The organism is Ruegeria sp. CG3, from assembly GCF_056537205.1.
In genome coordinates, this window is record NZ_JBQFRC010000002.1 from 221810 (window position 1) to 242165 (window position 20356).

Here is a 20356-nt window from a genome sequence, read left to right on the forward strand (position 1 = left end):
GTGTTGCGAATTACTCGCAAGAAAAAGCTGAATTTGTCCATTTGGTCAAAAAAGTGGCCTAAGGCGCCCGGTTTGCCTTTCCTTTGGCCGTTTCCCGTGCGATTTTGGCGCAAACCTCCCAAAGGACGTGACAATGGATACGCAGAGCTCAGAAAGCCCCGTGCGCACCGCGCATCTGCCGCAAGTGACCGAGCCCCGAAACCCCGGCATGGATCTGGACCTGGACTGGGTGCGCGCCGTGCAGGCCAACACCTCGGCCATCGAGCGCCGCGCCGCGACCCTGCCCGGGCGCCGGTCGGTCAAGAAAGAGTACCAAGCCGCGTGGTTGCTGAAGGCGATCACCATGATCGACCTGACCACCCTTTCGGGCGATGACACCGAGGGCCGCGTGCGCCGCCTGTGCGCCAAGGCCCGGCAGCCGGTGTCCCCCGCCCTGCTGAGGGCGCTGGGCATGCCGCCGATCACCACCGGCGCAGTCTGTGTCTATCACGACATGATCGAAACGGCGGTGGATGCGCTGACAGGCACTGGCATTCCGGTCGCGGCCGTATCCACCGGCTTTCCGGCGGGTCTGTCACCCTTTCACCTGCGTCTGGCCGAGATCGAGGAAAGCGTGAAGGCCGGGGCCGAGGAGATCGACATCGTGATCTCGCGCCGCCATGTGCTGCAGGGCAACTGGCAGGCGCTGTATGACGAGATGAAAGCGTTTCGTGCGGCCTGCGGCGAGGCGCATGTTAAGGCCATCCTGGCCACCGGCGAGTTGGGCAGCCTGCGCAACGTGGCGCGCGCCTCGCTGGTCTGCATGATGGCCGGGGCCGATTTCATCAAGACCTCGACCGGCAAGGAAAGCGTCAACGCCACCCTGCCCGTGTCGCTGGTGATGATCCGCGCGATCCGTGACTATTATGACCGCACCGGCTATCGCGTGGGCTACAAGCCCGCGGGCGGGATCTCCAAGGCCAAGGACGCGCTGGTCTACCTTTCGCTGATCAAGGACGAGCTGGGCGGCCGCTGGCTACAACCCGACCTGTTCCGGTTCGGCGCGTCGTCCCTGCTGGGCGATATCGAGCGGCAGTTGGAACATTTCGTCACCGGGGCATACTCGGCCGGATACCGGCACCCGATGGGCTGAGGACAGGAACAATGACAGTCAAAGAGATTTTCGAGACCATGGAATACGGACCCGCCCCGGAAAGTGCCGCCGAAGCCCTGGCATGGCTGGTCGACCAGGGCGACAAGTTCGGCCATTTCATCGACGGCGCCTTCACCAAGCCCGGCCAAGGGTTTGAAAGCCGCAACCCGGCCACGGGCGAGGTTCTGGCCAAGCTGACCCAGGCCACCCAAGCCGATGTGGACGCCGCCGTGGCCGCCGCCCGCAAGGCGCAACCCAAATGGGAAAAGCTGGGCGGCCCGGCCCGCGCCCGTTACCTCTATGCCATCGCGCGGCTGATCCAGAAGCATGCCCGCCTGTTCGCAGTGCTGGAAACGCTGGACAACGGCAAGCCGATCCGGGAATCGCGCGACATCGACATTCCGCTGGTGCAGCGGCATTTCTACTATCACGCAGGCATGGCCCAGCTGATGGAAGCCGAGCTGCCCGACGCGCAGGCGCTGGGGGTCTGCGGCCAGATCATCCCGTGGAACTTCCCGCTGCTGATGCTGGCGTGGAAGGTGGCCCCGGCGCTGGCCATGGGCAACACGGTGGTTCTGAAACCTGCCGAATACAGCTCGCTTACGGCGCTGCTGTTTGCCGATGTCTGCATGCAGGCCGGTCTGCCCAAGGGCGTGGTCAACATCGTCACCGGCGACGGCGCGGTGGGCGAGATGATCGTGGCCGCGGACGTGGACAAGATCGCCTTTACCGGCTCGACGATCGTGGGGCGCCGCATCCGCGAGGCCACCGCCGGGTCTGGCAAGGCCCTGACGCTCGAGCTGGGGGGCAAGTCGCCCTATATCGTCTTTGACGATGCCGACATCGATTCAGCCATCGAAGGTCTGGTCGATGCGATCTGGTTCAACCAGGGCCAGGTCTGCTGTGCGGGCTCGCGCTTGCTGGTGCAGGAGGGCATCGCCGAGCGGTTCTACGCCAAGCTGCGCGCGCGTATGGACACGCTGCGCATCGGCAACCCGCTGGACAAATGTATCGACGTGGGTGCCGTGGTGGACCCGGTACAGCTGCAGACCATCAAATCGATGGTCGAGGGCAACGCGGTGGGCCAAGTTTACCAACCCGCCTGTGAGTTGCCCGCCAACGGCTGCTACTACCCGCCGACGCTGATCACCGGCCTCGAAACCTCGGACCCGCTGATGCAGGAGGAGATATTCGGCCCGGTTCTGGTCTCGTCGACCTTCCGCACCCCGGCCGAGGCGGTCGAGCTGGCCAACAACACCCGCTACGGGCTGGCGGCCACGGTCTGGACCGAGAACGTCAACCTTGCGCTCGACATCGCGCCCAAGCTGGTCGCCGGCGTGGTCTGGGTCAATGCCACCAACCTGTTCGACGCGGCCGCGGGCTTTGGCGGCGTGCGCGAAAGCGGCTTTGGCCGGGAAGGCGGCTGGGAAGGGCTGAGCGCCTATACCAAGCCCAAGGGTAAAACCAAACCGTTGACCAAGATCGAACCCGTCGCGGGCGAAGGCGGCCCGGTCGATCCGGTCGACCGCACCGCCAAGCTCTATGTCGGCGGCAAGCAGGCCCGGCCTGATGGCGGCTATTCCCGCGCGGTCTGGGGCAAGGCGGGGCTGCTGGGCCATGTGGGTCTGGCCAACCGCAAGGACGTGCGCAACGCGGTCGAGGCCGCAGCAGGCGCTACGAACTGGTCGAAAACCACCGGCCATCTGCGGGCGCAGATCCTGTATTACATCGGCGAGAACCTCTCGGCCCGCGCCGACGAGTTCGCGCATCGCATCGACGCGATGACCGGCCGCAAGGACGGCGCGAAAGAGGTCGACGCCGCAATCCAGCGCGTGTTCACTGCAGCCGCTTGGGCCGACAAGTATGACGGCCAGGTGCATGGCGTTCCGATCCGGGGCGTGGCGATTGCGATGAAGGAACCGGTGGGCGTGATCGGCGCGCTTTGCGCTGACGAAGCGCCGCTGCTGGGTCTGGTCTCGGCCATGGCGCCGGCGATCGCGATGGGCAACCGGGTGGTTCTGGTGGCGTCCGAGCCCTATCCGCTGGCGGCCACCGATTTCTATCAGGTACTGGACACCTCGGACGTGCCCGCAGGCGTGGTCAACATCCTGACCGGCAGTCATGGGGAACTGGCCAAACCGCTGGCCTCGCATCTGAACGTGGATGCGGTCTGGTCCTTCTCGTCGTCGGACCTGTCAGCGCAGATCGAGGTCGTCTCGGCCGGGAACCTGAAACGGACCTGGGTCAATAACGCGACGGCATTCGATTGGGGCATGGACCACACCCGCCGCTTCCTGCAGGCTGCGACCGAGATCAAGAACATCTGGGTGCCCTACGGCGAGTAGGGCCCCTTCCAAAGCGGGAGGCTCTACATGGACTTTGCAGGAAAGACGGTCATCGTCATCGGCGGGACCAGCGGTATCAATCGGGGCATCGCCGAGGCCTTCGCGGCCTCGGGCGCCAAACTGGCCGTGGCCAGCCGCTCGCAGGAGAAGGTGGACGACACCATCGCCGCGCTGAAGGCGGCCGGCGCGGCCGAGGCCATCGGCGCGGCCTTCGACGTGCGCGACGCCGAAGCGGTCGCGGCGGGGCTGGAACAGTTCCACGCGAAACTCGGTGATTTCGACGTGCTGGTTTCGGGGGCGGCGGGCAACTTCCCGGCGCTGATGGCGGAGATGTCGGTCAACGCTTTCCGCACCGTGGTCGAGATCGACCTGATGGGTACTGTGCATGTGCTGAAAGGCGCCTATCCCTATCTGAAACGGCCCGGCGGCAACATCATCAACATTTCGGCCCCGCAATCTTACCTGCCCTACGAGGGCCAGGCCCATGTCTGCGCGGCCAAGGCGGGTGTCGATCAGATCACCCGCACCCTGTCGATGGAATGGGGCGTGGAAGGCATCCGGGTGAACTCGGTGGTGCCGGGTTTCATCGAGGGCACCGAGGGCGCCAAGCGTCTGGCCCCCACCCCCGACGCGGGCGAGCAGCTGCGCCGAGACGTGCCGCTGGGCCGCTGGGGCACGCCTCAGGACGTAGCCAACGCCTGTCTGTTCCTGGCCTCGGACATGGCCAGCTATGTCAGCGGTACGGTTCTGGCCGTGGACGGGGCGCTGTATCAGCGCGGCTCGGGTCAGTTCGGCCAGATGATGGGGCAGATGCTGCGCAGCATGAAAAAGGGGTGATCCGCGTCCGACAGGCTTGGCCGGCCTTGCCGAACACAGGCAGGGCCGTGGCCGCTTGGCAAACCGCCGCTACTGCAACTGCAGGATATCCGGGATGCAGAGCTTTCTTTGTGCCGGCATCTGGTCTGCACCATCCGACCGCTTCAGCCTTTTCGGACCATCCTTGACTTTGACCTTGGGCTCAGCGAGCGCTCCCCTCAGTGTCACTGGCCACGGGCTGCGCGCAAGTGGCTCGCCAATCTTTCTTGGCTGGATGTTCAGGTCCAACACCTTGTCCGTCAGGTCGACAGCGCCAAAGACAACGACCTGAACATGATCTGTTTCCAGCGTCGTCTGTTTCGTCTCAATTTTTCCGTTGGAAATGCTGATCGGCGCGCGCAGGCACACGATTGGCGCCACTTTCTGTTTTTCCTTGGTAAATACCCACGGAAGAATACCCAGCCCGGCCAGATCCAGAAGCTGGGTTTCGATCGAACCGTCACGCATGGAAACCGTGGCATTGCCACGCATGCTGCCGACGAATTGCTTGACGGTATCCGTGCCCCCCGTAACCGAGAAATCTGCGTACACCGTGCCGCTGGCGCCTTTCTTGAAGTTCAGGTTTTGCAGAAGGTCATCCAACTGCCATCCGCCCGCCTTTCCGGTCAGGGTCAGCAGATGTGCCTCATTCGAAAGATCCATTTGCCCGCTGACGTCGAAATGACCACCTCCGTATTCAAACTTCAGAGGTCCGGCCCGTAGCTCGTTTTCGTCCAGAGTCAGTTCGCTCTGCAGGCTGCTGATGCCCTTTGCACCCTCAATGTGACGCAGGTCTATGTCGACATCTACATTCACACCCGACAGCAAAATGGCCCGCCCGATGGGTTTGAGGGTCACATCCCTCAACGGACCTGTGTCACCGTCGCCTTGCTCGGCATCTTCCTGCTCCGGCGGTGAACCACCTATCTTGCGCAGTTGGGCGGCCGCCTGAACGATGGTCCGGATTTGATCGATTTTTATCAGATCGCTCTCGATCGACCCCTGCAGCACGGGATCGCTTGTTGCGTCATCAAGATCCGCCGCGATTTTCAAGACCGACTCGGAAACCTCGACATTGGCTTTGGCATTCCAATCGGTGCCTTCACTTACCAGGTCGATTTCAAGATGGGCCGGACCGGTGTCCACCGGCTCCAGCGACAGGGCCTTCAGAAGATCCGCGCCAGACGGAACATCCACGTCGATCGCCAGATCCAGATTCTCGAACTTGAGGACATTTTCTACGGACCCGTGCACCTCCAGGTTCCAGACCTCGGTTTCGCTTGTCTGACCATCCAGATTGGTCAAAGCAAGCTGTTCGATGTTTCCGTTCAAATGAAAGTTTCCCGAAAACCTGCCCAGCTGGTCATCGGGGCCCAGCAGTTCGGGCGAGATCAGACTGCTTGCCGGAATATCAATCAAACCCTCGGCGGATACGCCCTGCAACTGCAACGCATCCTCGACCGAACCGGTCAGAATGATAAACGGATCGGCGGGGTTTCCGATCCTCAAATTGATGTTGCCCACGCTCAGGGCGCCTTCGGGCGTTCTGGCAAGCTCGGAGAATTTGATCGGCGGCGGGCCCTCACCAGAGGTGTCCAGCGTGAAACCGTTCGTCTTGATGACCATCTGCCGTTGCGGGACCTGTCCCGGGACACTGTCGATGACCATATCCACAGCAATAAGCTTGAGGTCATACCGCGAGGCAGCCGGAGCCGGCTCGGCATCCTCAGGATACAGGCGAATGTGGGTCGTCAAAGAAACATCTTCCGGATTGCCCAATTCCCCGATTTGTCCGGTGACGGAAAGGCTTTGGCCACCATCCAGCTCGGCCAGAACAGACAGGTCATCAACCCGTGCGACGCCGTCTGCCAGTTTGAATGTTGCACCAACATTGCCCGAACCCTCCAACACGCGGTTGAGTTTCAAGACATCGAGCAGTTGACCCAACTGATCGACCTCGAGGGTCGCCTTGACCTGAAGGCCGGTCTCCACAGGAATCTGTTGGGCTTCGACCGAAATCTGATCAAAGTTCAATGCCACTTGGAACGGGTCCTGGGGCGGGAACGTGCCCTTCAAGTCAAAACTCTGACCGTTGAGCGACCCCGTTCCGACCGCCGAGGCAACACCGGTTTCGGCATCGCGCTGCAAAACCAGTTCTGGAAGCTGCAAGTCCAGTCCAATGCCGTTCAGGTCGTTCTGATAGAGTACGGTGACATCCTTCAGGTCGATCGTACGATCCGTCAGAGTTCCGGCCAAAGGCTGGGTCGGACGTTCCGAAGTCTTGTCGGTTTCGGTCCCGGTGCGCGAAAAGGACTGCCAGTTGGTCACGCCTTCTTCGTCTGTGATCAGGTTCAGATGAACCCCAGACACTGAAAGATTGCTCACCGACAGCTTGCTGTTCCACAGGTCCCGTGCAGATACTTCGAACTCGATCTGATCGATCGCCGCCAGATCCGCCTCGGCCTTGGGCGTAGCGGGCAATACCAGTCCAGCTGCTGATACCTGCAACTGACGACCAAGGCCCAAACGCACCTCATCCTCAATCAAGACCTGCTGACCCAGCTTCCTTGAGATCAGGTTCTCAACGAAACTGGTCCGCACCGACGAGAACAAAGCGGAAGACAGAAACAACCAAGCCGCGGCAAAAACCACAAGCGCGACCGCGCAACAGATCAAGACACCTTTGACAATTATTCGCACGTTATCCCTCAGCGTCCCGATTCAGCATGTGATTACCCTAGAGCATTTATCCATCATGTTAATGGAATACATGTTTCGCGCGCCTTCTGAGGCCACGAGATTGCCGTTGCCCGGGCCAACTCACCCTTTGGATTCACACAATCATCCAATTACTGCTATACGTGAATTCTTTTGCGAATGAGGGCATGATGAATTCACTGACCAGAATAACGCGTGGGATAGGCGTCGCTTTCAAGGACGGCAGAGTGAAAGGCATACTCGCCTTCACCGTCGGAATGATCCTTTGGGCGTCAGTGTTCTACCATTTTGTCGAGGGGTGGAGCTGGTTGGACTCCGTCTATTTTTCCGTAGTGACGATCTCGACAGTGGGTTTTGGCGACTTTTCTCCTGAAACCGCTGCGGGCAAGATCTTTACGATGGCGTACATAATCGTGGGTCTGGGTATCTTCGTCACCGCCGCTACGACCGTGGCCGACACGATCCTGTCCCAAGACGACGAGACCCCGCAAAAATAGGCTCTGGCAAGGTGAACTACGGCGTGCTTTGCGCCCCGGGATCCGCTTGCATTTCGGGGCTGAGTCAAACACCGCACTGCCGGGCATCCCCTAAAAGCTCAAAAAATATACATATTTACTTTTTTGAGTGTAACATACGGAAAAACATACCAGGGGGATGGAATGGAAAAGACTCAGGACGCAAAGATTGTCGACCTTGCGATAAGGTTGCTGTTTCTCGGGCTGTTTCTCTACAGCGCCTTGGTCATGGTCGCCCCGCTTGCAAGCGTGGTCATCTGGGCCACAATTCTTTGCGTTGCGCTTTATCCGGCCTTCGATTGGCTTCAGTCCAAGCTGGGAGGACGGAAGAAGCTGGCAACGACGATCCTGGTTTTGCTGGGTCTGGTTCTCACATTGGGGCCGGTCGCAACGGCGGTATCTGGGGCCGCGGAACTGGGGTCCGAGTTTGCCGAGCAAGCTGACAAGGGCGAGTTGAAGATACCTCCGGCGCCGGAAGGCCTGAAGGATCTGCCTCTGGTCGGTGCCAAGCTTGCCGATGCCTGGGGCATGTTCGAACGGAACCTGGATGGTGCGCTTGCAAAATACGGCCCGCAAATCCTCGAGATCACCAAATCGCTCTTTGGCAAAGTTCTGGGGATCGGAATCGGGCTTCTCGGCCTTGCGCTGTCGGTGGTGATCATGGGCGCCCTGTTCAGCCCCGGACCGGATCTGGTGCAGGGCCTTCAGCGCTTTGCCAACCGCGTCTTTGCGCCACGCGGCGGCGAATTCGTCACTCTGGCTGGGGCCACGATCCGGAACGTCACCAAGGGAGTAATCGGGGTTGCCGCCATTCAGGCCGTCGTTGTCTGGGTCCTGTTGGCGCTGTTCGGGATATCCTCGGCCGCGACGCTGGCGTTCATCTGCCTGATACTCTCGATCATCCAGATCGGCCCCGGCCTCGTCCTTCTGCCGCTGGTCATCTATGCATGGAGTTCCATGTCCGGCGGTGCGGCGCTGATCTTCACCGTTCTGGCCATTCCCGTCAGCATAATGGACAGCTTCCTGCGGCCGGTTTTCATTTCAAAAGGCCTGGAGACCCCGATGCTCGTGATCCTCATCGGGGTGCTGGGCGGGATGATGGCCTATGGCCTGATCGGCATCTTCATGGGTCCGGTCTTGTTCGCCGTCTTCTACGAGTTGTTCAAGGTCTGGATCGACGCCTCACCAACGACCGATGACACCGCCGAGGGAGCCGCAAAATGAGGAAGACGATCTGGACGACACTGGCCGTCATTCTCATCTTCCTCACCTGGTATCTGGTTGCCGACCGCAAGACGCCGTTCACCGGGAACGCACGGGTAAAGGCCGTGGCGACCCAAATCGTTCCGCAGGTCACGGGAACCGTGATCGAGGTATTGGTGGAAAACGGGCAGGTCGTCTCGGCCGGCGATCTGCTGGTTCGGATCGACCCGAGACCCTACGAAATTGATCGCGACAGAGCCCAGGCCGACCTTGAGGCGGCCACTCAGGAGGTGGGCGCGTCCTCGGCCGAGGTCAGTGCGGCGCAAGCCAAGTTGGCCCGCGCGCAGAGCGATCTGGATACGATGCGCATTCAGACGGAGCGGGTATTCGCGCTCGAGAAGAAAGGGCTGATTGCCATCTCGAAAGCCGACGACGCCCGAGGCCAGCTGGCCGAGTCCGAGGCGAACTATGAAAACGCCAAAGCGGATCTGGAGAAGGCCAAGCAAAGGCTTGGGGACGAAGGGAATGAGAATCCCAAAATCCAGCGTGCCTTGGCGGCTTTGGCCGATGCCGAGCTCAATCTGGAATGGACCGAACTGCGCGCGCCGGCGACCGGTGTCATATCCAACTTGTTGATTGCGCCCGGTACATACGCCCGGTCCGGCCAGGATCTGCTGACCTTTCTTGATGCGACGGACGTGTGGATCGAGGCGTATTTCACCGAGAACAATCTGGGGCGCGCCACCGTCGGGTCTCCGGTGGATGTCGTGCTGGATATGCACCCCGGTCAGATCATCCCGGGCAAAATCGAGAGCTTCAGCGCTGCCGTCTCGCTGAGTGGCGGCGACACACCCGGACAATTGGCAAGCCCGCCGAGCACCAAAGGCTTTCTGCGTGAACCTGAACGGTTTCCCGTGCGCATCATACTGCCGGGCTACGAGGCCGGAAGCGCGGAGGACGACCTCAGATTTCAGTTGAACGGTCAGGCGGATGTCATCATGTACCTCAGCGACAACGGGATACTGAACGCGGTCGGCCGGACATACATTCGTTTGGTTTCGATCTTTTCTTATGCGTACTGAGGATAGAAACGCCGTTTGCAGACTTGCACTGGGTGTGACCGCCGTCTTTTCCTTGGGGCTTTTCCTTGGGTGGCCATTGGCGGTTGTTGGCGCGGTGTTCACCGCGCTCTTCCTTCAGGCACCTACCGCGTTGCCGCTGGCCGCGTTTGCGAAATTGTTCATCTTCTCGATTGCGTTGATGTTCGTTTCCTTCCTGCTCTCATCGGTTTTCGCGCCCTACCCGGCCGTGTTTCTGATACTGGTGGCGATCGGGATAATCCTGTCCTTCATATGGTCCGTGTCTGGTGCCGGTGTCCTGCCGGGCGTCATCGCCCTGATGGGGGCGCTGATGATCCCCAACCTCGTTCTGCAATCTCCGGATCTGGCGCTGGTGCTTGTATTCTGGATCCCGCTGAACCTGTTGTTTGCCGGTTTCGTATCGACGTTGATGTTCACGCTTATTCCGGCCGCCCCCGAGAACGCCACGCAGGCCAAAGCCGCATCCGCCGCTGACTTTGACAAGCATCGACGCATCGTCAGAATGTCTCTTGTCACGGTTCCTTTCGCCCTGGCGTTTTTTGTGTCTGGTGCATCTGCGCTGCTGGTTCTGTTCTTTGTGGCCCTGCTCAGCCAGCAGCTCGCTGCGATGCCTGCCGCCGGCAAAGCCGTGGCCAAGGCGATGCTGACGGCAAACCTGCTCGGAGCAGCTGCGTCCATCATCTGCTACGAAGTCAACGTCATCGCGCCGGTCATTCTCACGCCGATCCTGCTGTGCTTTTTCGCCTGCGTGACGCTGGGCGCGCTCGGCAAATCCCAGATCCCGCTGGCCGCCGCCGCCGGATCGGCCCTGACGACGGTCTTGATTGTCTACGGCGGGTCGATTTCACCGTTTTCGGACGAGGCTGATGTCAAAAGCATTACTCGGGTTCTGCAAGTCGCAAGCGCGGCCCTGTTCGTCATCATAGCCTACGTGGTCGTGGATGAGTTCTGGCCGGAAAAGAAACGCGAAAATCCGGTGAATGCTTGACGCAGCCGCCAACTTTGGCACCCGAGGCAAATTGGACCGACGTCAAAGCTGCAGGGGCGGCCCCAGAAACTCGATCTGCCATTTCTCGGAGAATGCATTCAGCACGCCGCGGTCGGGAACTCCGTCTGCCATGATGTCTCCTAGCCCGTTGAAAAAGGCGACCGTGTCGAAGGATGGCAGTATCATGACCAGTTGCCGCGCTGGCCCGTCGGAAAGGTTGCGAAACGCATGCGTGGCGCCCCCGGGGATCGTTACGACGTCGCCTGTTTCTGCAACAAAACGCTTTCCATCGCACTCATAGAGATACCGCCCGTCCAAAACGCGAAAGATCTCAGTTTGCGGGTGACGGTGCAGGGGCGGGCCAAACCCCGGTTCATTTATTGTCTCTATGACCGAGATATTCTCGTCGGTGGTGTCGTGCGGTATCCGGACAAACAACTGCAGTCCAATCGCCGGGACGTGGATGGGAGGGTCGGTCAACTTCGAATGCCAGAACTGATAGGGCATCAAGGACCCCTCCTTCCTTACCCGCGAAAATAGTTCCGCTTCATGATGACATCTGTCCATCAAGTGAAGCAAGCCCGCCGGCGGACCCGCATGACCGTGAACTCCATGTGGATTTCACGGAACCGATGCCGGATACGCGGACGATCCAGAGGTTGCGGACGCTTCCGGTTCAAGGGACCCGGGGCGAGCGGCGCTGAATGACCGCTCGTCGGGAGTTCTGCAAAAGGCCTGCCGACTGACGGCCCTTCGAGTCAGTTCGTGGTCTCAAGCCCCTCGGGTTTGCCCACAACCACGAAATGCAGCCCGTCCGGGTCCAGCAGCTCGGCCGCGACGCGGTTCACCTCGTCCAGCGTCACCGCGTTGACCTTGTCGTTTCGCGTCGCGATGTAGTCGATCGGCAGATCTTCCATCTGCATGCCCACCATGATGCCCGCGATCTGGGCATTGCCGTCAAAGCGCAACGGATAGGCGCCGGTCAGATAGGTCTTGGCGTCGTCCAGCTCTTTCTGGGTTACACCTTCGGTCGCGGCGCGCCGCCACTCGTCGCGAATTACCTCGATAGCCTGCCCGACCCGGTCATTGGCCGAGGATACCGACCCCAGATAGACCGAGGCCAGATCCTTGGGCACCAGATAGGTCCCGACGCCATAGGTCAGGCCGCGTTTTTCACGCACTTCCTGCATCAGGCGGCTTTCAAAGCCGCCGCCGCCGAGGATGTGGTTCAGGATGTAGGCTGCAAAGAAATCCGGATCGTCGCGGTCGATGCCCTTCTGGCCGAACAGCGCCACCGATTGCGGCGTGTCGAACTCGACCACCGTGACGCCACCGGGGACCGTCACCTCTGCATTCCCGGGAATCGGTTTGCCCGTTTCGGGCAGGTCCGACAGCAGATTGTCCAGCAACGCACCCAACTCTTCGGGTGTGATGTCGCCCACTGCGCCCACATACAGACGGTCCTTGGCGAAGACGCCTTTGTATGCGTCGATGATGTCGTCCCGGGTCAGGGCCGATACGCTGTCGATCGAGCCTTTGCCGTTGGATCCATACGGATGATCGCCATAGGCCATTTTGGCGAATGTCTCACCCGCGATGTCATTGGGGTCGGTCTGTTCCGAGCGCAGCCCGGACAGGACCTGCGCCCGAACCCGGTCGATCGCGTCCTGATCAAAGCGCGGTTGCTGGATGGTGGTGCGCAGCAGCTCAACGGCGTCGTCCCGGTTTTCAGTCAGGAACTGGGCCGAGATCGCAACACTGTCATCCGTGGCCCTGTATCCGATCGACGCGGCCAGAGATTCCAGCGCCCGCGCATAGGTGCGGGAATCCATGTCGCCCGCGCCTTCTTCGAGAAGGCCGCTCATCAGATAGACCGCGCCGCGTTTGTCGGGATCGTCCAGTGACGTTCCCCCACGGAACCGCAGTTCCAGCGCAGTGAACGGGATCGAGTGATCCTCGACCAGCCAGGCCCGGATGCCGCCGGGCGAGGTGACCTCCTGAATCTTGATCTCGGCCCAGGCAGGCAGCGCGATCAGCAGGGCGATCAAGGGGGCAAGGAAACGGATCATTGGGTCACCTCGTCATCACGCATCAGCCAGCCGGTGACAGACGCTTCGGGCTGAAGCACCTCGCGCGCGGCGGCGATGATTTCTTCGCCGGTGACGGCCTGCAGGATGTCGGGCCAGGCCTGCACGTCCTCGACCGTCAGGCCGCTGGTCAGCGCCCGACCATAGCGGTTGCCTATTCCATCGACATTGTCTCGGGCATAGACCTGTGCGGCGCGCAGCTGCATCTTGATCCGGTCCAGATCCTCCGGGTTGACGCCTTCGGCGATGAAATCGGCCACCGCTTGATCCATCGCATCCTCGGCCTCTTGCAGCGACACGCCTTCAGCCGGAACAACGATCAGGTCAAAGGTCGTGTCATCCAGCGACACCCCACGATAAAACGCCCCGGCATAAACAGCCAACTGCTGCTCAAGCTGCAGTTTCTCGTTCAGGTAGGATGTGGTGCTGCCGCCCAGCAGCTCGGCCAGCAGGAACAACGCCGCAGCCTTCTCCTGCGCACCGGCATCACGCTCGGGCGCGAGGTAGCTGCGCTGAACATATGGTTGCGACACCCGCGCATCCTTGAAGGTCAGACGCCGCTCGGCGGTCTGCGGCGGTTCCTGCGATCGGACCCGTTCAGGCAGGTCCGGGTTGGCGGGGATCACGCCATAATAGGTGTCGGCCAAGGCTTTGACCTCAGCCGGATCCACATCGCCGGTCACCACCAGGATCGCATTGTTGGGCGCGTAATAGGTCTGGTAGAAGGACAGCGCGTCCTCCATGTCCAAGGTCTCCATCTCGTGCTTCCAGCCGATCACCGGAACCCCGTAGCGGTGGTTGAGATACTGCGCCGCGCTCATCTGTTCGCCGAACAGGGCACGGGGGTTGTTCTCGGTACGCTGGTTGCGCTCTTCCAGAATCACGTCGCGCTCGGTGGCGATGTCGCTCTCGGTCAGCCGGATGTTGCGCATCCGGTCGGCCTCCATCTTCATCATCAACTCCAGCCGGTCGGCCGCGACGCGCTGGAAATAGGCCGTGTAGTCATACGAGGTGAAGGCGTTGTCGTTGCCCCCATTGGCCGCAACGGTCGCCGAAAGCTCGCCCGCCGCCATTGTATCGGTGGCCTTGAACAGAAGATGCTCGAGGAAATGCGCCACACCTGACGACCCGATCGGCTCGTCCGCCGATCCGGCCCGATACCAGACCATGTGCTGAACCACGGGCGCGCGGTGATCTTCCACCACGACGACATCCATGCCGTTGTCCAGGGTAAATGTGGTGACGGCCTCGTGCCCGGTTTCGGCCAAAACCGGGGTTGCGGTCATCAAAGCGGCGCAAAACGCCAAGGCCCGAGCCATGGGGCATCCTCCGTTTCGTTACGGTGTTCAAACTACGGTGACGCCGAACGGGTTCAAGAGCGATGACGGAAAGTTAAGAATTATTCATCCGGCGGCGACGAGGGTGTTTCCACGCCCTGTCTGCGCAAAGCTTCGGTCTGCACCTGGGGATCGATGGAATTGCGCTTGTAGACCTGCGAATAGCGGTCCACCTTGAACAGGCGCAACCGCGTCCAACGGCTTTGACGCTTGCGGAAATCCGCATCTTCCTGCGCCAGAACCTGGCGGGTGTTCGGGGAAACGCCATAGCGGCTGGAAGCCGTCACCAGCGCCCCGTCCGACGACGGAATCCCTGTGCCGGGGTTCAGCGCCCCGGGATTGCCACCCAAGGCAGCCACGGCATCGGCATTCGGGTTCGGGTCGGTCAGGTTCGCGCCACCCGGCGTCGGCGCGGGCAGGAACGCATAATCTTTGGGCTGGGTCAGTGGCTTGACCGGCATGACCGAAAACTCGTCCGGCCCGGGCCCTGGCGCTTCGAGATGGCGCAGGCCGATATCGGAACATCCTGCGACCGCAGCAGCAAGTGTCAGAGCAATAATGGCGCGCGGCATCCGCATCTTGGTCTCCAGCCTGTTTCAGGCGCTTTTATCGCATAACATCCGGCGCGTCACGAGGGCTTTTTGCCTTCGAACAGCACCAACCCGAGGGCACCCGCGAAAATGAACACGTCGGCGAGGTTGAAGACGAACGGGTTGTTGATGCCACAGCAGGACATGTTCAGGAAATCCAGAACGTATCCATACAACACCCGGTCAACCACGTTCCCCAACGCTCCGCCGATCAGCAATCCGCCGAAAACCAGCATCCGCCTTGATGCGGCCGTGCGCCAGAGCCAGACGAAAACGCCGATGCTGATGGCCAGCGAAATAGCGATGAGAAACCAGCGCGCGGCTTCGGAATTGCCCTGAAACAGGCCAAAATTGATGCCGCGGTTCTCGCCGTAGCGAAAGGTCAGCAGCGGCGGCAGTACGTCGATGCCGCCGGGCCGGTCGGCCACGCGCAACATGTGGACCACCAGGTACTTGCTGAGCTGGTCGATCACAAATGCGGCCAGCCCGGCCCAGAGCAGAACCCGGACCCGCATCAGTGACGGAAGTGCCGCATGCCGGTGAACACCATGGCCAGACCCGCCTCGTCGGCGGCGGCGATCACCTCGTCATCGCGCATCGATCCGCCCGGCTGGATCACGCAGGTTGCGCCTGCGGCAGCAGCCTCCATCAGCCCGTCGGGGAAGGGAAAGAACGCGTCCGAGGCTACGGCCGAGCCCATGGTCAGCGGTTCAGGCAGGCCCAGACTTTCAGCCATGCGCTCGGCCTTCTTCGCGGCGATCAGGGCCGAATCCACCCGGCTCATCTGACCGGCGCCAACGCCCACCGTGGCCTCGTTCTTGACGTAGACGATGGCGTTCGACTTGACATGCTTGGCCACTTTCCAGGCAAACAGCAGATCGCGCATCTGCTCGGGCGTGGGGGCCAGCTTGGTCACGACCTTCAGGTCATCCATCTCGACATGGCCGTTGTCCTTGTCCTGCACCAGCAGCCCGCCGGCCACCTGGCGCACGGTCTTGCCGCCGGCGCGCACGTCGGGCAGAGCCTCGGTGGTCAGCAGGCGCAGGTTCTTTTTGGCGGCAAAGATCGCCTTGGCCTCGTCGGTGGCGCCGGGGGCGATCACGACCTCGGTGAAGATGCCGGTGATTTCGCGCGCGGTTTCCGCGTCCAGCGGCCGGTTCAGCGCCACGATCCCGCCGAAGGCCGAGGTCCGGTCGCAGTCGAACGCGGCTTTGTATGCCTCGAGCAACGTGGCGCCCGTTGCAACGCCGCAAGGGTTGGCATGTTTGATGATGGCGCAGGCGGCGCTGTCGCGCGGGTCGAACTCGGCCACCAGTTCAAAGGCGGCGTCGGTGTCGTTGATGTTGTTGTAGCTCAGTTCCTTGCCCTGATGCTGCACGGCGGTGGCGACACCGGGGCGGCCCGAGCCATCGACATAGAACGCCGCCTGCTGGTGGCTGTTCTCGCCATATCGCAGGGGCTGTTTCAACTCGCCGGCGAACACGCGGCGCTTGGGGGTGTCGATTTGCAGTGCATCTGCCAGCCAGCTGGACACGGCCGCGTCATAGGCTCCGGTGCGGGCATAGGCCTTCTGCGCCAGCCACTGGCGGAAGCCCAGCGACGTCTTGCCATAGTTTTCCTCGAGCTGATCCAGCAGGGCCGAGTAGTCTTCGACATCGACCACCACGTTGACAAAGGCGTGGTTCTTGGCCGCGGCGCGGATCATCGCGGGGCCGCCGATGTCGATGTTTTCGATGCATTCGTCATAGCCCGCGCCCTTGGCCACCGTTTCCTCGAACGGGTAGAGATTGACCACCAGCAGGTCGATCGGGCCGATGCCATGCTCCTGCATCGCCGCCACATGGGCGTCATTGTCGCGCAGCGCCAGTAGGCCACCATGCACCATCGGGTGCAGCGTCTTGACCCGGCCATCCATCATCTCGGGGAACCCCGTGACCTCGCTGACATCTTTGACCGCAAGCCCCGCATCCCGCAGCGCCTTGGCGGTGCCGCCGGTCGACAGCAGCTCGACCCCGCGGTCGGCCAGGGCCTTGCCCAGATCGATCAATCCGGTCTTGTCGGAAACGGAAAGCAACGCGCGGCGCACGGGGTGAAGGTCGGTCATGGGTCCAAAGATCCTTTTGGCTCAGTCGAAATCGGGCTCGTCCCGGTGCACGTCGCGCACGGCATAGGCTGTATCCTGCGCCTTGCTCAGCGTCCACCGGATGCGCGTCGCATACTCGATTGCGCGGCCGGATAGAACGATCTGTTTTGTCGCGCGGGGCTTCAGACGGCCTTTTTCCAGATAAACGCTTGGCTCAAGAGACAATTTTCCGGCGCCGTCATGGCGAAAAACCCAGATCTCGCCGCTTTTGAGCGCCATCGACACCGCAGACCCCCCCAGATCCAGCGCTGCGTCCACGTCCGGATGCAGGTGAAACCGGATGTCAAAACCGATCCCTGACAGCTTGGATGCGTCAACCGCCCGGTCGAACTGGCGTTTTGCCTTGTCGGTGGCCGTCAGAAGGATGTCTTCACCTGTTACCTCGCGCCCGTCAAAGCGCAGCTCGATCGTACGGGCATGGGTAAGTCCGAAAACCTTGGCGTACCCATCATGGCCCGCCATCACGCGCGCGCCTTCGAACGAATCCTCGAACTCTACCGGCACCTCGCTCGGGCCATCCACCAGCGCTTCGTTCGCGGTTCCCTTGGTCGGGGCAGCCAACCGGGCGCTGGAGTATCCATCCAGGCAAAGGGTCGAGTGCGAAGGCGTGGCCCGCCCGGCCCGGCGCCACTCCAACCCGAAGCTTTCGCCCGAACCGCAGTTGACGATCAATGGCCGACGACCCGAGGTCAGCTCGAAAGCCAGCGTCGAGGCGTGCGCCATGTACGAGGCCGCCCCTTTGGCCGGGGGTGCTGCGTCGATGATCACCGTGGTGCGGGCGGCGGCCAGACGGGCATAGCCCATGGTCAGACCTTTGACGGGTTTGGGCTTGACCCCGCTTTGGGCCAGCGCCTGTTCCAACCGGCCTTCTATACCGCGGCCACCGCCGTGAAACCGGGCCAACCCGCCGTCTGCATGACGCAGGCTGCGCAGGGTCGGGGCAATCCGTTTGATTGCTGCCGTCTGAGCGGCGGGCGTACCGCGCCCCACTTCGCTGAGCGCGGCGGATGTCCAGGCCAGTAGGGTAAAGACCTCGAGCAGTTCCTCCGGATTCCGCGTGGGAATGCCGCCTTGGGCGTCGATCTGAGCCTCGCATTCCCGCGCCAGGGCCCGAACGGCCGGGTCCGAGATGTCTTCCATCCCCTCCAGCGCCAAACCGGCCTGAACCAGGCCGGCCAGCGCCTCGAAACGGGGCAGCCCCGGTGTCGCCGCGTGCCAGCGTTTGGACAGGAACCAGGTCTGTTGTGACAGAGACCGGAAAAACAGGCGGCTATGGGCCTCGTCCATACCGCGCAGCAGGAACAGCGCGTGGTTGATCCAGCGGATCAGGCGGCGCCCGGTCAGGTCCGGGGCCCAACCCGGACCCTGCCCCTTGCCGTGGGACTCGATCCAGCCCCAGACCCAGCGTTGCGCCTTTTCCCGTGCCGCGGCATCACCCACCGCGGCCAGATCGTCCAGCCAGGCAAACCCGTGGCGTTCAGCATCGAATGCGGCGTTGGGGGCCACGACCTCCCACAAGCCCGTGTCCGGGGCTTCGACAAGGTAACCGGCAAACAATAGATTCCCCGCCACCAGTTGCCGCCCGCGCGCAAATGAACCGACGGTGCGCGGCTCGGGCTGACCGACAAAGCCGCTGACGGGTTTCCGGCGCTGGCTGAGGCGCGCGTAGAGACGGTTCTGAAACCGCACCCATCGGTTGGCCATGGTGTCCGAATTCGACATGACGTGTGTTGCTCTGCCCCTGCCGCTCTGCTGGCGTTTGAACCAACGATAGCCGGGCCGGTTCGTCAAGTCATCGAAAAGCGACCGGTCAGGCCGATTTGTTCAGGCAGGCGATATAAAACCCGTCCATTCCGCCCAGATCGGCCCAAAAATCGGGACGCAGGCGCAGCCCGCCTTCCTCGGTCAGCCAGTCGGGCTGAACGCCGGGCACCTGCAACGCGGCGCGGTCCACCTGCATGTCGGGATGGAGCGGCAGAGCCTCTTCGATCTGCACTTCGCCTTCGTCGGGCAGCAGCGAGCAGGTGCAATAGACCAGACGCCCGCCGGGTTTCAGCAGGGTCCAGGCATGGGCCAGCATCCGCGCCTGCAACTCGATCAACCCGCCGAACTCGGAACCGTCTTTGGCAAAGGGCAGATCCGGGTGACGCCGGATGGTGCCGGTCGCCGAACAGGGCGCGTCCAGCAGGATCGCATCGTACTGGCCCTGATGGTCCAGCGCGTCGCCGGCGACCACCCGGGCCGACAGCCCGGTCCGTTCGAGGTTTTCCCGCACCCGCGCCAGCCGGGCCTCGGAAATGTCCAGCGCGGTGACCTCGGCCCCCGCCGCCGCCAGTTGCAGCGTCTTGCCGCCGGGCGCGGCGCACATGTCCAGAACCTGCTCGCCGGGCAGGGGCGCCAGAATCCGCGCCGGCAGGGCGGCGGCGGCATCCTGCACCCACCAGTCTCCGGCCGCATAGCCCGGCAGGGCCGAGACTTGCCCCGCATCGGCAACCCGCACCGACCCGGTCGGAAGTTCGGTGCCCATGGGGATCGCTGCGCCGGGTTTTGGCGTCAGGTCCAGCGGTGCGCCGGCGAAATGTGCCTGCTCCATGCCCTTGACCGCCTCCGCGCCCCAGGCGGCGATCAGCGGCTCGCGCAGCCAGTCCGGCAGGCGCGGCACCCGCATCTTCGGCCAAGCGTCGGGGCCTTCGGCGGCGATCTTGCGCAGAACCGCGTTGACCAGCCCCTTGAGCCGCCCGTGCTTGCGCGAGCGGCCGATGATCTCGACCATCGCGTTCACGACGCCATGCGCAGCCTCACCCTGGCACAGTTCGACCGTTCCCAGACGCAGCGCGTTCTGGACGGTCAGCGCCGGTGTGCGCCGCAGATGCCCCTCCAGCAGGCGGTCTGCGCGCTCAAGCCCGCGCAGGGTCTCCAGCGTCAAGCGCTGCGCCCTGGCGCGGTCTTCGGGGGCCAGGCGGTCCAGCGCCCCGGCCGCCAAGCATTCGGACAGCAAACGACCCTCGCCCAGGATCTGATCCAGCAGATAGATGGCGCTGCGCCGCGCCGCCGTCGGGGTGTTGGTCATGAAACCGCCTTTGCAAGGTTTGCGCCCGCATTGCCATCAGCGGACGAGGGCGTATATCAAGGCCATGCACGGAAAGGAACCCGATGTCATGAGCGACGACCGCAGAGACCTGCCGCCCGCCGCCCAGCGCGCCTTGGCCGAGGCCGAAGAGCGCCGGCGCAAGGCCGAAGCCGAGGCCAAACCCCTGCCCAAGGAGCTGGGCGGGCGCGACGGACCCGATCCCGCGCGCTATGGCGATTGGGAGAAGAAGGGCATCGCGATCGATTTCTGACC

At 62.4% G+C, this 20356-nt stretch carries 17 protein-coding genes; 8 read left to right on the forward strand and 9 right to left on the reverse strand.

Annotated elements, in window-relative coordinates; all coding sequences use genetic code 11:
* Positions 1-133: 133 nt before the first annotated feature.
* Genes deoC through ACR0NB_RS11665 form a run of 3 tightly spaced genes read left to right on the forward strand, consistent with a single transcriptional unit; the run spans position 134 to position 4314 of the window.
* Positions 134-1132: a deoxyribose-phosphate aldolase gene (deoC, locus tag ACR0NB_RS11655; protein WP_480775753.1), complete on the forward strand. Its 999-nt coding sequence runs from the start codon at positions 134-136 to the stop codon at positions 1130-1132.
* Positions 1133-1143: 11 nt separating this feature from the next.
* Positions 1144-3477, forward strand: a complete 2334-nt coding sequence (locus ACR0NB_RS11660; protein WP_480775754.1) for an aldehyde dehydrogenase family protein — start codon at positions 1144-1146, stop codon at positions 3475-3477.
* Between the two features lie 27 nt (positions 3478-3504).
* Positions 3505-4314, forward strand: coding sequence for an SDR family oxidoreductase (locus ACR0NB_RS11665; protein WP_170364152.1), 810 nt, complete (start codon positions 3505-3507; stop codon positions 4312-4314).
* Between the two features lie 69 nt (positions 4315-4383).
* Here ACR0NB_RS11665 and ACR0NB_RS11670 read toward each other — a convergent pair whose 3' ends face one another.
* A complete protein-coding gene (locus ACR0NB_RS11670; RefSeq protein ID WP_480775755.1) occupies positions 4384-7032 on the reverse strand; it encodes an AsmA family protein in 2649 nt (882 codons plus the stop codon).
* A gap of 245 nt (positions 7033-7277) precedes the next feature.
* Here ACR0NB_RS11670 and ACR0NB_RS11675 point away from each other — a divergent pair, with 245 nt between their 5' ends.
* The 4 genes from ACR0NB_RS11675 (at position 7278) to ACR0NB_RS11690 (ending at position 10856) form a co-directional block, all read left to right on the forward strand.
* The gene (locus tag ACR0NB_RS11675; protein WP_254920200.1) at positions 7278-7547 is read left to right on the forward strand and encodes a potassium channel family protein; all 270 of its coding nucleotides are present in this window, start codon (positions 7278-7280) and stop codon (positions 7545-7547) included.
* A gap of 162 nt (positions 7548-7709) precedes the next feature.
* Complete coding sequence (locus ACR0NB_RS11680; RefSeq protein WP_480775756.1) at positions 7710-8789, forward strand: AI-2E family transporter; 1080 nt, start codon at positions 7710-7712, stop codon at positions 8787-8789.
* On the forward strand, positions 8786-9850 hold the full coding sequence (locus ACR0NB_RS11685; RefSeq protein WP_170370224.1) for an HlyD family secretion protein: 1065 nt from the start codon (positions 8786-8788) through the stop codon (positions 9848-9850). The genes ACR0NB_RS11680 and ACR0NB_RS11685 overlap by 4 nt, the downstream gene beginning before the upstream one ends.
* Entirely contained in the window at positions 9840-10856 is a 1017-nt protein-coding gene (locus ACR0NB_RS11690) for a DUF2955 domain-containing protein (RefSeq protein WP_480775757.1), read from the forward strand. The genes ACR0NB_RS11685 and ACR0NB_RS11690 overlap by 11 nt, the downstream gene beginning before the upstream one ends.
* A gap of 42 nt (positions 10857-10898) precedes the next feature.
* Here ACR0NB_RS11690 and ACR0NB_RS11695 read toward each other — a convergent pair whose 3' ends face one another.
* From ACR0NB_RS11695 to ACR0NB_RS11730, 8 genes are all read right to left on the reverse strand, one after another.
* Positions 10899-11363: a cupin domain-containing protein gene (locus tag ACR0NB_RS11695; protein ID WP_170457306.1), complete on the reverse strand. Its 465-nt coding sequence runs from the start codon at positions 11361-11363 to the stop codon at positions 10899-10901.
* A gap of 251 nt (positions 11364-11614) precedes the next feature.
* Positions 11615-12925, reverse strand: a complete 1311-nt coding sequence (locus ACR0NB_RS11700; RefSeq protein ID WP_170451528.1) for a M16 family metallopeptidase — start codon at positions 12923-12925, stop codon at positions 11615-11617.
* Positions 12922-14262 carry a M16 family metallopeptidase gene (locus tag ACR0NB_RS11705; protein WP_480775758.1) on the reverse strand — a complete coding sequence of 447 codons (1341 nt, stop codon included), beginning with the start codon at positions 14260-14262 and terminating at the stop codon, positions 12922-12924. The genes ACR0NB_RS11700 and ACR0NB_RS11705 overlap by 4 nt, the downstream gene beginning before the upstream one ends.
* 80 nt (positions 14263-14342) lie before the next feature.
* Positions 14343-14858 carry a DUF3035 domain-containing protein gene (locus ACR0NB_RS11710; protein WP_170341119.1) on the reverse strand — a complete coding sequence of 172 codons (516 nt, stop codon included), beginning with the start codon at positions 14856-14858 and terminating at the stop codon, positions 14343-14345.
* 50 nt (positions 14859-14908) lie between these two features.
* On the reverse strand, positions 14909-15385 hold the full coding sequence (lspA, locus tag ACR0NB_RS11715) for a signal peptidase II (RefSeq protein ID WP_222457671.1): 477 nt from the start codon (positions 15383-15385) through the stop codon (positions 14909-14911).
* On the reverse strand, positions 15385-16974 hold the full coding sequence (gene purH / locus ACR0NB_RS11720; protein WP_480775759.1) for a bifunctional phosphoribosylaminoimidazolecarboxamide formyltransferase/IMP cyclohydrolase: 1590 nt from the start codon (positions 16972-16974) through the stop codon (positions 15385-15387). The genes lspA and purH overlap by 1 nt, the downstream gene beginning before the upstream one ends.
* 21 nt (positions 16975-16995) lie before the next feature.
* Complete coding sequence (locus ACR0NB_RS11725; RefSeq protein WP_170364735.1) at positions 16996-18735, reverse strand: heparinase II/III family protein; 1740 nt, start codon at positions 18733-18735, stop codon at positions 16996-16998.
* 88 nt (positions 18736-18823) lie between these two features.
* Positions 18824-20083, reverse strand: coding sequence for an RsmB/NOP family class I SAM-dependent RNA methyltransferase (locus tag ACR0NB_RS11730; RefSeq protein ID WP_480775760.1), 1260 nt, complete (start codon positions 20081-20083; stop codon positions 18824-18826).
* An 88-nt stretch (positions 20084-20171) separates the two neighbouring features.
* Between ACR0NB_RS11730 and ACR0NB_RS11735 the strand changes: the two genes are divergently transcribed.
* Entirely contained in the window at positions 20172-20354 is a 183-nt protein-coding gene (locus ACR0NB_RS11735) for a DUF1674 domain-containing protein (RefSeq protein ID WP_480775761.1), read from the forward strand.
* Positions 20355-20356 lie beyond the last annotated feature (2 nt).

Excerpts from the sequence above, each read along its gene's own strand:
- deoC (WP_480775753.1), top strand. The coding sequence starts at position 134 with ATGGATACGCAGAGCTCAGAAAGCCCCGTGCGCACCGCGCATCTGCCG.
- ACR0NB_RS11660 (WP_480775754.1), top strand. The coding sequence starts at position 1,144 with ATGACAGTCAAAGAGATTTTCGAGACCATGGAATACGGACCCGCCCCG.
- ACR0NB_RS11665 (WP_170364152.1), top strand. The coding sequence starts at position 3,505 with ATGGACTTTGCAGGAAAGACGGTCATCGTCATCGGCGGGACCAGCGGT.
- ACR0NB_RS11680 (WP_480775756.1), top strand. The coding sequence starts at position 7,710 with ATGGAAAAGACTCAGGACGCAAAGATTGTCGACCTTGCGATAAGGTTG.
- ACR0NB_RS11685 (WP_170370224.1), top strand. The coding sequence starts at position 8,786 with ATGAGGAAGACGATCTGGACGACACTGGCCGTCATTCTCATCTTCCTC.
- ACR0NB_RS11690 (WP_480775757.1), top strand. The coding sequence starts at position 9,840 with ATGCGTACTGAGGATAGAAACGCCGTTTGCAGACTTGCACTGGGTGTG.
- ACR0NB_RS11695 (WP_170457306.1), bottom strand. The coding sequence starts at position 11,363 with ATGCCCTATCAGTTCTGGCATTCGAAGTTGACCGACCCTCCCATCCAC.
- ACR0NB_RS11700 (WP_170451528.1), bottom strand. The coding sequence starts at position 12,925 with ATGATCCGTTTCCTTGCCCCCTTGATCGCCCTGCTGATCGCGCTGCCT.
- ACR0NB_RS11705 (WP_480775758.1), bottom strand. The coding sequence starts at position 14,262 with ATGGCTCGGGCCTTGGCGTTTTGCGCCGCTTTGATGACCGCAACCCCG.
- ACR0NB_RS11710 (WP_170341119.1), bottom strand. The coding sequence starts at position 14,858 with ATGCGGATGCCGCGCGCCATTATTGCTCTGACACTTGCTGCTGCGGTC.
- lspA (WP_222457671.1), bottom strand. The coding sequence starts at position 15,385 with ATGCGGGTCCGGGTTCTGCTCTGGGCCGGGCTGGCCGCATTTGTGATC.
- purH (WP_480775759.1), bottom strand. The coding sequence starts at position 16,974 with ATGACCGACCTTCACCCCGTGCGCCGCGCGTTGCTTTCCGTTTCCGAC.
- ACR0NB_RS11725 (WP_170364735.1), bottom strand. The coding sequence starts at position 18,735 with ATGTCGAATTCGGACACCATGGCCAACCGATGGGTGCGGTTTCAGAAC.
- ACR0NB_RS11730 (WP_480775760.1), bottom strand. The coding sequence starts at position 20,083 with ATGACCAACACCCCGACGGCGGCGCGGCGCAGCGCCATCTATCTGCTG.
- ACR0NB_RS11735 (WP_480775761.1), top strand. The coding sequence starts at position 20,172 with ATGAGCGACGACCGCAGAGACCTGCCGCCCGCCGCCCAGCGCGCCTTG.